5 protein-coding genes are annotated in these 12824 nt (G+C 73.7%); 2 read left to right on the top strand and 3 right to left on the bottom strand.

All coding sequences use genetic code 11. From position 1 onward, the window contains the following. Positions 1 to 180 precede the first annotated feature (180 nt). Positions 181 to 5241: an alpha-2-macroglobulin gene (locus KTR66_RS03875; RefSeq protein ID WP_213610600.1), complete on the top strand. Its 5061-nt coding sequence runs from the start codon at positions 181 to 183 to the stop codon at positions 5239 to 5241. A 10-nt stretch (positions 5242 to 5251) separates the two neighbouring features. Here KTR66_RS03875 and KTR66_RS03870 read toward each other — a convergent pair whose 3' ends face one another. From KTR66_RS03870 to KTR66_RS03860, 3 genes are all read right to left on the bottom strand, one after another. After that, positions 5252 to 8101 (bottom strand): glycosyltransferase, encoded by a 2850-nt coding sequence (locus KTR66_RS03870; RefSeq protein ID WP_213610598.1) that lies wholly within the window; start codon positions 8099 to 8101, stop codon positions 5252 to 5254. Positions 8102 to 8108: 7 nt separating this feature from the next. Continuing rightward, positions 8109 to 11027: a glycosyltransferase family 1 protein gene (locus tag KTR66_RS03865; RefSeq protein WP_213610596.1), complete on the bottom strand. Its 2919-nt coding sequence runs from the start codon at positions 11025 to 11027 to the stop codon at positions 8109 to 8111. A gap of 154 nt (positions 11028 to 11181) precedes the next feature. Continuing rightward, positions 11182 to 12060, bottom strand: coding sequence for a branched-chain amino acid aminotransferase (locus KTR66_RS03860; RefSeq protein ID WP_213610594.1), 879 nt, complete (start codon positions 12058 to 12060; stop codon positions 11182 to 11184). A gap of 145 nt (positions 12061 to 12205) precedes the next feature. Between KTR66_RS03860 and KTR66_RS03855 the strand changes: the two genes are divergently transcribed. Next, the gene (locus KTR66_RS03855; RefSeq protein ID WP_249731812.1) at positions 12206 to 12823 is read left to right on the top strand and encodes a MarR family winged helix-turn-helix transcriptional regulator; all 618 of its coding nucleotides are present in this window, start codon (positions 12206 to 12208) and stop codon (positions 12821 to 12823) included. The last annotated feature ends 1 nt before the right edge of the window (position 12824 follow it).

Genomic DNA, 12824 nt, shown 5'->3' with positions numbered 1-12824 from the left:
CTCCGGGCAGGCGAGACACAGCAGGCCACGCGGCGGGCCGCGAACCTCCTGCGATTGAAGCGCATCCGTCGCGAATGCCGCGTGACAACGCAGCAAGGTTACCCTTCGTCACCCCGGGTTCTTCTGGGACTGCAGGGCAAAACGTGCATGATGTCGGGGTTGAGGAAAGGACCGCGTCGCATGTTTCGCTGGCTGGTTGTGCTTGCCCTGTTCTTCACACTTCCGGCGCAGGCCTTCGACCTTCCGGGCCTCTCCCGCGATTCCGGCCAGTATCGCGAGCAGTTGGAGCGCCGCTTCCCCGCCGGCGGCACACCGCAGCAGCGCCAGGCCGCCGAGCAGCGCGCCACCACGGCGGAACGTGCCAACAATTGGGCCAATGCCGCACAGGCCTGGGAGGAACGCGCCGGCATGGGCGAGATGACGCCCACCCAGTGGATGGCCCTGGCCCGCGCCCAGCTGCGCCGCAACCCGCCCGAGCCCGTCCGCGCCATCCAGGCCGCCTGGCAGAACTTCATGATGGTGCCCGCCGGCCCGCCCGAGATCCCCTCGCTGCTGCTGATCGCCGAGGCGCTGGGCCGGATGGACCGCCCGGCCCAGCAGATCGCAGCCCTTGAGGCCGTGCTGCAGCGCGCGCCCAATGATGCGCGCCATGTCGAGGCGCTGGCCCAGGCGCGCCGCGCGGCCGGCCTTCTCATCACCCGCGTGAACACTGAGAGCGAGGCCGAGCCGCCGCGCGCCTGCCTCAGCTTCACCCTGCCGCCCGCCCGGCGGCAGGACTGGCAGCCGCAGGACTGGATCCGCGCCGAGCCCGCCATCCCTGGCCTCGCCATCACGCGCGACGGCGATTCGCTCTGCGCCGTCGGCCTGCCGCATGGCCGCACCACCCGCCTCATCCTGCGCGCGGGCCTGCCCGGCGAGGACGGGCTGCGCCTGAATCGCGATACGGCGCTCAACATCGCCATGCCCGACCGCGCGCCCCGCATGGCCTTCGACAGCCGGGCCTTCCTGCTGGCGCGCGGCCAGCAGGCGCGGGTGCCGCTGGCGCTCATGAACATCTCCGGCGTGCAGCTGCGCATCATCCGCGTGGCCGAGCGCAACCTCGTGCCGCTGACGCGCGACTGGCGCCTGGGCGACCAGATGGATTCCTGGACCGCGCAGGACCTGCAGGAGAGCTGGGGCCGCGTCGTCTGGGAGGGAGCGGTGGAGGTGCCGCGCCACCCGACGAACAGCCTGCAGCGCATCGCCATCCCGGTGCCCGATGCGGTGCGGACCGCGGGGCCCGGCCTCTACGTGATGGTGGCGCAGCCGAATGACGGCACGCGCAACGCCCAAAGCCTCGCCACCGCGCAGCCGCTCATCGTGACCGATCTCGGCCTCACCGCCTGGCGCGGCGCGGGTGGGCTCGCCGTCCAGGCCCGGCACCTGGGCGATGCGCGGCCGGCGGCCGGCGCGCGCGTGGCGCTGATGGCCCGCAACAACGAGATCCTGGCCGAGGCCGAGACCGGCACGGATGGCCTGGCCCGCTTCGCCGCCGCCCTGCTGCGCGGCGAGGGGCCCATGGCGCCGGTCGCCCTGCATGCGAGCACGGCGGATGACCTGGTCGCGCTCGACCTCGAGGCGGCCGCCTTCGATCTCTCGGATCGCGGCGTCGCCGGCCGCCCGCATCCCGGCCCGCTGGACGCCTTCCTCTGGCTCGACCGCGGCATCTACCGCCCGGGCGAGACGGTCCAGGCCATGGTGCTGCTGCGCGACGTGGCCGGGCAGCCCGCGAGCCTGCCGGTGCGCCTGCGGCTGCGCCGCCCGAATGGGCAGGTGGCGGCCGAGACGGTGCTGCGCGATGGCGGCCATTGGCCCGTGACGCTGCCCAGCGCGGCCCCGGCCGGTGCCTGGAAGATCGAGGCGCTGACCGACCCCAATGCGCCCCCGGTGGGCGAGGTGACGCTGCGCGTGGAGGCCTTCGTGCCGGAGCGCCTCGCCGTCGAGGTCGGCCCCGCGCCCGGCCCGCTCACCCCCGGCCGCCCACTGGAAATCCCCGTCACCGCGCGCTTCCTCTACGGCGCGCCGGGCTCGGGCCTCACCGGCAATGCGCAATACCGCCTGATCACCGAGCGCAGCCCCTTCCCCGCCTTCCAGGGATTCCTCTTCGGGCTGGAGGATGAGGTCTTCGCGCCCGACATGCTCTCGGCCGAACTGCCCGAGACCGATGCCCAGGGCCGCGCCACGCTGACGCTCAACCTGGAGCGCGCGCCGGACACGACGCGCCCGCTGCGCGCGGAACTCACGCTGCAAGTGGAGGAACCGGGCGGGCGCGCAAGCCGCGTGGACCTGCCGCTGGCCGTGGCGGGCGCGCCGCGCCTCATCGGCATCCGCGGACCGCAATCGGTGGATGCGAATGCCGAGGCCGGCTTCGACTTCGTCATCGTGAACCCGGCGGGCCAGCCCCAGGCCGGCCAGCTCAGCCTGCGCCTCGTCCGCGAGCGGCCCGATTGGCGCATCGTCATGCGCTCCGGCCAGGCGCGCTACGAGACGGTCTGGACCGACGAGCCGGTGGATACGGCGAGCCTCGCCGTCACCGCCGCAGCACCCGCGCGCTTCGCCCGCAGCCTCCCCTTCGGCCGTTATCGGCTGGAGGCGCAGGAGGCGGGCGGCATGGCGCTGGCCTCCGTGCGCTTCCGCTCCGGCTGGGCCGGCTCGGAATCCGCCGAGGTGCCGGACAAGGTGGATGTGGCGGCGGATCGCCGAAGCTATGCCCCCGGCCAGAACGTGACGCTGCGCATCACCGCGCCCTTCGCCGGCCGCGCCAGCCTCGCCATCCTGACCGACCGGCTGGTGGCGCTGCGCGAGATCGAGGTGCCGGCCGCCGGCGCCGAGGTGACGCTGGAGGCCGACCCCGCCTGGGGCGCTGGCGCCTACGCCGCCATCACCGTCTTCCGCCAAGGCCAGGCGACCGAAGCGCCGGGCCGCGCCCTCGGCCTCACCTGGCTGCAGATCGACCCCGCCGCGCGGCGGCTGGAGGTCGCGATCGGCGGCGAGGAGCGCGTGCGCCCGCAGCGCCGCGTGACCATCCCGGTCAGCGTCACGGGCGGGCAGGGTGCGGTGCACCTCACGCTCGCCGCCGTGGATGAGGGCATCCTGCGCCTGACGCGCTTCGCCACCCCGGATCCGCTGGCGCATTACGCGGGCCGCCGCACGCTCGGCACCGATATCCGCGACGATTACGGCCGGCTGATCCGCGCCAGCGACGGCACGCTCGCCGTGCTGCGCCAGGGCGGCGACGAGCTCGGCGATCTCAGCGCCATGCGCATCCCGCAGCGCAATGTCGTGCTGTTCAGCGGCGTGGTGACGACCGATGCCCAGGGCCGCGCGGAGATCCCGCTCGAAATCCCGGATTTCGCCGGCGAACTGCGCCTGATGGCCGTCGCCTGGGATGGCGCGCGGGTCGGTTCCGCCGCCCGCACGCTGCTTGTCCGGGATGCCGTGCTGGCCGAGGCGATCCTGCCGCGCTTCCTCGCCCCCGGCGACGAGGCGAGCATCGCCGTGCTGCTGCACAATCTCGAACTCCCCGCGGGCGAGGTGAGCGCCACGCTCAGCACCGAGGGTGCCATCGCGCTGGCTGGCCCCAACCGCCTTGCCGCGCGGCTCGCGACGGGCGCCCGCGCCCAGCCCACGGCCACGCTGCGCGCGACCGGCCCGGGTGAGGGCGTGCTGCGCCTCGCCGTCGCCGGGCCGGACGGCTTCACGGCGACGCGCGAGGCGCGGATCGAGGTGCGCTCCTCCCGCGCGCCGCTCTCGGTGGCGAGCGTGATCGAGGTGGCACCCGGCCAGGAGGTCCGCCTCGCGCCGGATGCCGCGCGCTTCCTGCCGGGCTGGCGCGCCACCGCGCGTCTCGGCACGCCCGTGCGCTACGACGCCGAGGGCATGCTGCGCGCACTGGACGCCTTCCCGCTCGCCTGCCTGGAGCAGCTCTCCTCCCAGGCGATCGGCCTTGCCGCCGCCACCACCGAGGCCAGCAGCCCGGCCCAGGCGGCGCGGTTGCAGCGCGTGGTGGATGGCGTGCTGGCGCGGCAGCGCTTCGATGGCAGCTTCGGCCTCTGGTCCGCCCAGGGCGAACCCGAATTCTGGACCTCGGGCTATGCGGTGGAGGCGCTGCTGCGCGCCAAGGCGGCCGGCGCCGCCGTGCCGGATGCCGCGCTGGAGGCGGCGCTGGTCAACCTCTCGGAACGGCTGGAGGAAACCAGCCCGACCGAGCCCGCCGAATACGCGGCGCAGGCGGCGCGGCTGAGCGCGCTCTCCATGGCCGGCCGGCACCGGCTGGGCGCCGCGCGCCGGCTGATGGAAAGCCTGGACCGCCTGCCCACGCCGCTGGCCCGCGCGCAGCTCGGCGCCGCCTTCGCCCGCGCGGGCGATGCGGAGCGCGCGACGCGCGCCTTCACCGCGGCACTCGCCGCGCCCGCCCGGCGCGACTGGATCTATGATTATGGCAGCGGCGCGCGGGATGCGATGGCGATCCTTGTCCTCGCGCAGGAGAGCCGCATGCCGGCCGCCATGCTCACCACGGCGCAGGGTCGCCTGCCCGGGCCGGAGCTGACGCCCGCGCTGGCCTCGACGCAGGAGCAGGCCTGGGCGGTGCTGGCGGCGGCGACGCTCGGCCGTGACGGCCGCCCGGTGCGCGCCAGCCTGGAAGGTGCCGCGGTGACCGGCCGCGTGGTCAACGCGACCACGGGTGGCACGCTGCGCAACCTCGGCGATGCGCCCCTGCCGGTCAGCCTGACCGTCACCGGCATTCCCACCGAGGCGCTGCCCGCCGGGCGCAACGCCATGCAGATCCGCCGCCGCTTCCTGAACCTGGAGGGCATGGCGCTCAACCTGGACCAGCTGCGCTCCGGCACCTCCTTCATCATGGTGATCGAGGGGCGGGCGGAATCCAGCCAGAACCACCTGGCCATGATCAGCCAGGGCCTGCCGGCGGGATGGGAGGTCGAGGCGCGGCTCGGCCCGGGCGCGGTGCCGGGCCTGCCCGGCCTCGGCGAATTGCCCGAGGCGGATGCGCAACCGGCGCTGGACGACCGTGTGGCGGCGGCCTTCGCCTTCACCGCCGATCTGCGCGAATTCCGCCTCGCGGTGCGGCTGCGGGCGGTGACGCCGGGGCGCTTCGAGCTGCCGGGGGCCGAGGTGTCGGACATGTACCGCCCGGCCTTCTTCGCGCGGCAGGCGGCGGGGCGGATCACGATCCTGCCCTGAGCCGCCCGGCTCAGGCGTGCATCAGCCGGTCCACCAGCATGCGCTGCGCCGGGCCCTCGCCGCGCTGGAAGCCGGGATGCAGCCCGTCCAGCACCCGCACCCCCTGCGCGGCCGCGAGGTCCCGTGCCAGGCCAGGCGGCGCCACCAGCACGTCGCCTGCGGCCATCACGGCCGGCCCTTCCGGCGGAGGCTGGCCTGGCAGCTCAAGCTTCTCCCAGGCCCAGCCATGCGCGGTCACCCAGCCGTCGCCCGCCTGGAGGCAGGGTTCGGGCCGCAGCGCGCCGAGCCCCTCGCGCAGCAGCGTGAGGATGCCGGGCTCCAGCCCGCCGAGGCCGACATCGAGCCAGAGGCGGCTCTGTCGCGCTCCGGGGAAGGTCCGGGCCAGGGCCAGCCCCGCCGCCGCCGCGTCCCGCGCTGAGAGCGGCAGGTCCCGGCTCGCCGCAAGCATCTGCGCCAGCCCTGCCTGGGGCCCATGCGTGTAGGAGTGCTCCAGCACGGCGGCATAGGCGGCGGCGATGCGATCCGGGTTCAGCTCCCACAGCGCCCAGCGCCGCGCGGCCGCGCCCATCTCGGCGCGCAGCGACGCATCACGGCCGATCTCCAGCAGCGCGGCGGCAAGCTCGGCGGTCTCAGCCGCTTCGGCGACCAGCCGGCAGCCTGAGGCCTCCATCTCCGCCATCGCGCCATGTCGGTTGGAGACGAGCGGACGGCCCGCCATCAGCACGTCCTTGGCGGCGGCCGAGGTCTCACCCCGGCTGCCGCGCCGAAGCTGCACCGCGAGGTCACAGGCGGCGAGCCAGGCCTGGTAGGTGCCGGGCGGCACGCGGCCCGTCACGCTGACGCGTCCGGTCAGGCCCTGGCGCTCGGCCGCGGCCAGCACCGCGGCGCTGCCATCCTGCGCTTCGCCGACGAAGACGAGGCGTGCGGCGGGCACCGCCCGGGCCAGGCCCGCGAAGCCGGCCAGCACGCGCTCGGGCAGCTTCTGCGGCGTCACGATGCCGAAGGAGGCGACCAGCAGATCCTCCGGCGCGAGGCCGAGCGCGGCGCGTGCCGCCTCGCGTGCCGGCAGCGCTACCGGCTGGCGCATCAGCGGCAGGACATGCGCGTGGGTCAGCGCGGCGTTGCCGTACTGCGTCTCCAGCAGCCAGCGCGCATGGCCGGAATGCAGCACCAGGCCCAACGCCTCGGCCATCGGGCCCGCGCTGCCGGCCAGTTCGATCGGGGCGAAGAGGGCCGGGTAGCCCTCCTCGCGCGCCACGCGCGTGGTCCGAGGCTCCGGCGCGTCGGCCCGGCGGTCGAGCCAGTTGCGCAGATCCGTGATCGCGGCCTCATGCAGCGTGACCACGCCGGGGATGCGCGGCAGCAACTCCTGCAGGATGCGCGTGTGCATCGGGTTGTTGCCGATGTGGTAGAGGACACGGTCGAAACGCCCGCCCTGCTCGGCGAAATCCTCCTCGCTGATCCAGGGCAGACGCCCCGCCAGCGGCCCCTCAGGCGGCGCGGCACTGACCAGGGTCACGGCGTAATGCGCCGCCAGAGCCGGGGCCAGCTCCGCCGTGTAGTCGGCGATGCCGCTGGGCGTCGGCGGCAGGGGGGAGACGATGGCGAGGCTCTTCCGCCGCGCCAGCCGGCCCTTCGCGGCCTTGGGCTGCGCGCGCTCGAAGGCGGCCCAGGCCTCCGCCGCGGCGCGCTCCCAGCTGAAGTCGCGGGCGCGGCGCGGGCCATAGGCGGCGAGGTCGGCGCGCAGTTCGGGCGCCTCCAGCAGGCGCTGCATGAGCCGCGTGAGCGCCCCCGCATCCTCCGGGTCGAACAGCGCATCGCTGCGCGAGAGCACCTCGGGCAGGGCGGAGCGGTTGCTGGCGATGCAGGCCGCGCCACAGGCCATGGCCTCCAGCAGCGGCAGGCCGAAGCCCTCCGCCAGCGAGGGCATGACGAAGAGCGACGCCGCGGCATAGAGCCCCGGCAGGTCGGCGTCGGGGATGAAGGGCAGGCAGATCAGCTCATGTTCGGCGACGCCCGCGCCACGCGCCATCTCGCGCAGATGGGGCGGGTTCACATGGCCGATGGCCAGGCGGTGGCGCGCGCGCAGGCCCTCGGGCAGCGCCGCGTAGGCGCGCAGCAGCAGCCCCTCGTTCTTCCGGAAATCGCCGGCGCCGAGATAGAGCAGGTAGCCCTCGGTCAGGCCATGGCGCTGCAGCAGCGCCGTGCGCGCCGCAGGGTCGGGTGGCGGGGGCGCGAAGCCGGGCGAGGCGCCGCCGCCGATCACCACGACGCGATCGGGCGGCAGGGCCAGATGCCGCAGCACTTCGGCGCGCGTCGCCTCGGAATTGGCGAGCAGCGGCGCGCAGGCCGCCAGCTCATCCAGGCAGCGGGCATACCAGGGGACGAGCCCCGCCTCTCGCCAATGCCCGTCGAGATAGGTCTCGCGCAGCGTCAGCGGGATCAGGTCATGCACCGTGGCCGCGATGCGTGGGCGCTCCCGTTCGGCCGGCCAGGTGGTGACGACATCATGCCGGAAGCCTTCGAAGACGGAGCCGAGATGCAGCAGGTCGGGTGCGGCCGCGCCGATCACCTCGGCGCGCAGATTCTCGGCAAGCCGGCGCAGCGGCGCCTGCGGGTGCTGGCCAGCGGCTGAGCCTTCGGGTGCCGTCCAGCGCACAATGCCGGTGGGGCCCAGCAGCGGGGTGAACTCCGCAGCCAGCCGCGCCGCGGATTCGGCGAGCCGCATGTTGAGCAGGATCTGCACCTCATGCGCGCCGCGCCCGCGCACCAGCGCGCGCGCCAGCTCCAGGCTGAACCGGCCGAGCCCGGCATGGCGCGCCGCGCCCTGCACGCCCTGGAGGTCGAGCATCAGGCGCATGGGGGCCTCAGCCCTTGCGCGAGGCGGCGAGGCGCAGCGCCGCCCGGCCGGCCTCGCCGCCCGGCAGTGGCGTGGCGGGTTCGGCCGTCTCGGCGCGCAGCCGCGCCTCGAGCGCCGTCAGGCGCGTGGCGGAAAGGGCATGCGCGGCACCGCCTTCGGGCAGCATCACGGATTCGATCATCGCCAGCCGCGCGGCCATGTCCGCCTCGGCGGCCCACTGCAGCGCGGCGAGGCGGATCGGCGGCACGCTGCGATCCTCCATCTCCAGCGCGATGCGCGCCTGGCCCTCGGCGTCGGTGGTGACGGCCAGCGGCAGGAGCAGCGCGCCGCCGCCCTCGGGCAGTGCGGTCAGGCCGCCCGGGTGGCGCAGCCGGGCATGCGCGCCGGCGCGGACATGCAGGTGCAGCAGCACGCGAATCTCGCCCACCGCCTCGGCCGGCACGGCCAGCCGCAACACCGCCATGGGCGCCAGCACGCCCACGCCCTGGCCATTGGCCGTCTGGCTCCAGCCCTCGGCCAGCAGGGCGAGCCAATCCTGCGCCGCGGCCGCCGGGCCGAAGATCACGGCCCGCCCCGGCGCAAGGCGGGGTGTCTCATGCGCGACGGCGGTGATCTCGCTGAGCGCCACGCGGATCGGGCGGCGCTCGCCCTCTGGCGGCGGATGGGTCGGCCCATCCACGACGAGGCGCAGCGTCGCGTGGCCGGCCGGCACATCGAGCGCCAGCATCGCTTCCTGGCCCGGCTCGATCTCGGCCCATTGCAGTGGCCCGTCGCCCAGCGCGATGCCGGCGCGGTTATCCGTCGCCCAAGGCGCAGCACGCAGGCGGAGCCAGAGCCGCATGGGCGCAGCACACTCCACCGTCAGCGTCCCGGAGCTGCCGATGAGCCAGGCGCCCGGCGGCTCCGGTGGTTCGAACCCGGCGCCCAGCACCAGCAGGTCGCCCAGCGCGGCTCCCGGCGTGAAAAGCAGCCGCTGGCCGGGCGCGAGGCGGGGTGCCTCCGGTGTTGCTCGCTGCGGGGGCGGCACGGCCAGGCAGGCGGTAAGCTCCGTCAGGAAGTGGCGGGTGACCTCGGGCCAGCCGCGCGGCGTGAAGCCCTCGCGCAGGCGCGCCTCGGCGGCTGCCAGGGCCGCGCGGTCGGTCACGAAATGGCGCACGCGCGCCGCGATGTCGCGCGGGCTGTAGGCGTCGATCGGTTCGGCGAAGCCGCCGGCGGCCTCGGGTGTCGCGCCTTCCAGCGCGGCGAGACAGAGCTTGCCCAACGCCAGGGATTCACCGACCGGCAGGCCCCAGCCCTCGGTGAAGGAAGGGAAGATGGTGAAGAGGCAGCCGCGGTAGAGCCCCTCCAGCTCAGGATCTGAGACGCCATGGACGAGGCGCACCCGGCCACCCAGGAAGCCTGTCGCCTCCAGCTGCTCCATCAGGTCCGTCACGCGCCAGCCCGGGCGGCCCACCAGCACGAGCGGCGGCGGGTCCATCCCCTCGCGCAGCAGGATCTGCCAGGCCTGGAACAGGGCCAGGTGGTTCTTCCGCGATTCGATGGTGCCCACGCAGAGCACGTAGTCCTGGCCCCGCAGGTCCCGCACCGCCTCGGGGAAGGCTGCCGCATCCGGCTTGTCCGGCGGGCTGATGCGATGCGCGAGCGGGACCGGGCGGATCGGGATGGGCGGCGCCTCGATCGCCCTCAGCTGGCGGCCAAGTTCGCGCGCGGTGAATTCCGAGATGGTGAGCGCGAAGTCCCAGAGCGCGGCGCCCTCCTCCAGCCCCTGGCGGAAGGCGGCGACCGTGCCCTCGCTCGTGTGCTCGGGATGGGTGAGGGGGATCAGGTCATAGACGAGGAGACCGATGCGAAGCCCTGCCGCGCGCAGCCGCGCCAGCGCCGAGGGAACGCCCGCCCAGAACCAGAAGGCGCCCATGATGAAGAAGACGCGGGCTGAGGGCAGATGCGTCGGCCGAGCGCGGTCCATCGCGCCGTTCACCAGCGCCTCGGCGCGCAGCGGATCATGCGGCTCGTGCAGGCAATAGGCGATGATGGCGGCGATGTCCTCTCGCGCCAGCGTCCAGAGTGGGCCGAAGCGCTCGGCCAGGAAGACGAAGCGCGCCTCCTCGGCCGCCGCCGGGTCGGCCAGGATGCCCTCGGCGAGACCGAGCTGCACGCGCTGGATGCCGGTGGCGCGCCCGGTGTCGCGCACCATGGTCAGCAGGTCCGTCACGTCGTGCAGCTGTGGCCCGCCGGGCGTGCCTTCCTCGGGCGGGGTGCCACCGACGCGGCGGATGGTCTGCCAGTTCCGCCGCTCGGGCATGAGTCGCCAGGCCTCGCGTGCGGCGGCGATGGCGGCATTGCGCCGGCCGGACTGCAGCAGCGCCTCGGCCAGGGCGCGGTGCGCCGCGGGGTTGTCCGGTGCGCGCGCGACGTCCAGCTCGGCCTCGCGCAGGCGTTCCAGGGCCAGGCGCTCGCGCTCGGAGATCTGGCGGGCGGTGACGCCCGCCGGGCGCGGCCGGATCTCGACGCCGGCCAACGCCGCCAGCTCCTCCGCCGCATGGTTGATGGGCGCGAGCTGATCGGAAAGGGCATAGGCGGCTGCCGCCTCTTCCAGCCGACCCTGGAGTTTCAGGGCGTGGCCGAGTTGGAGCGCGATGTCATGGTCGCGCGGTTGGCGCTCCTGCGCGGCGCGGTAGGCCAGCTCGGCGGCCGGCAGGTCGCCTGATTCCTTGCGGGCATGGCCGAGCTGTACCCAGAGCGCCGCGTCATCCGGTTGAAGGGCGAGGTAGCGGTCGTACTGGCTGGCGGCTTCGGCCCAATCCCGCCGGTCCCGCGCGGCATCGCCCGCGCGCCGCGCCGCCAGCGCGGCCATGCGCCGCTTCGTCCGCTCCCGCTCGGCGGCGCGCGCGGCCAGAAGGCGGGAGAGAAAGGCGAATGGGTTCAAGCCGATGCTCCGGGGGATGACCCTCAATCCCCCGGAGCGGTGCGCCGCGTCAAGCGCTTGCGCCGGCCACTGCCGGCGCGGCTTAGCGGTCCTGTCCTGGTGCGGCTCAGCCGTCTCGTCTTGGCGCGGCTCAGCCGTCTCGTCTTGGCGCGGCTCAGCCGCGACGGTTCACCAGCGCGTCATAGTCCTTCATCAGCGTCTCGGTGATGGCGCCCGGCGTGAAGTCATGCGCGCCGATGCGCCGCACCGGCGTCACCTCGGCCGCGGTGCCGGCCAGGAACACCTCGCTCGCCTTCGGCAGTTCATCCGGATGGATCACGCGCTCCACCACCTTCATCTGGCGCTTGCGGGCCAGGTCCATGACGGTGCGACGGGTGATGCCGTCCAGGAAGCAGGTGGGCTTCGGCGTATGCACCTCGCCATCCATCACGAAGAAGGCGTTGGCGCCTGTGGCCTCGGCGAGGTCGCCCTTCCAGTCGAGCATCATGGCGTCGTCGGCGCCCTCATCCATGGCGGCCTCCTTGCTCATGGTGCCGATCATGTAGAGGCCGGCCGCCTTGCTGGCCGTGGGCGCGGTCTCGGGGTGCGGGCGGCGCCACTTGGCCATGGCGAGGTTCACGCCCTTCATGCGCTGCTCCACGCCGAAATAGGCGCCCCATTCCCAGACGGCGATCGCCACCTGCACGGTCGTCGCCTTCGCGGCCACGCCCATCTCCTCCGCACCGCGCCAGGCGATGGGGCGGACATAGGCATTGGTCAGGCCGTTGCGACGAATCGTCTCGTTGCAGGCATCATCGATCTGCTGCGCGGTATAGGGGATCTCGAAGCCGAGGATCCGGCCCGACTGGAGCAGGCGCTCGGTGTGCTCGCGCAGCTTGAAGATCTCGCCGGCATAGCACCGCTCGCCCTCGAAGACGGCCGAGGCATAATGGAGGCCATGGGACAGGACGTGCAGCTTCGAATCGCGCCAGGGGCGGAATTCGCCATTCCACCAGATCACGCCGTCGCGATCATCGAAGGGAACCAGGGCCATGTATGTCCTCCTTGGCGCCGTGAGAGACCCGAACGGAATGCCGGGGGGCGGATAGGCGCATCATCCTGTCGTTTTACCGTTCCTATGTAGAATGACCGCAAAAAATGTGTCAATGAAGCTGACCGAAAATGGAATCATGGCTGCCATGCCGGAATCACTGAAGTCCGAACTTACCCGCCCTGACGCCCTCCGAGCGGAGCCATCGCGCCCGCCCGGTGGCACGCGCAGCCTGCTCTTCCTCCGCGAGGAGGAACTGCGCCTCGCGCAGGACCTGCTCTATTTCGGCTACCGCGACTTCACCGCGGGGGCGGACCGCATCCTCGCCACGCTCGGCATGGGCCGCGCGCATCACCGCGTGCTGCACTTCGTCGGCCGCGCGCCAGGCATCAAGGTGGGAGAGCTGCTCGCCATCCTGGACATCACCAAGCAGTCGCTCGGCCGCGTGCTGCAGCCGATGATCGAGGACGGCTATGTGCGCCAGGCGCCCGGCCTCACCGACAAGCGCCAGCGCCTGCTCAGCTTGACCGAGCAGGGCGCCGAACTGGAGCGGCGCCTCTTCGACGCGCAGCGCGAATGGGTTCTGCGCGCCTATCGCGAGGCGGGACCGCAGGCTGTCGAGGGCTTCCGCCAGGTGATGCGCGGCCTGATGGGCCCCGAGGCGCGCGCCCAGTTCGAGGCGCTGGAGCGCAGCGCCGCCCCGGGCCGCACCACGCCCACCTTCTCCCCCAACCCGATCCCCCGCCCCGAGTCCCGAGGAGGCTGAG

The sequence above is a fragment of the Roseococcus sp. SDR genome, assembly GCF_019083995.1.
Classification (GTDB): domain Bacteria; phylum Pseudomonadota; class Alphaproteobacteria; order Acetobacterales; family Acetobacteraceae; genus Roseococcus.
This window is presented reverse-complemented; position numbering and strand designations above follow the sequence as displayed.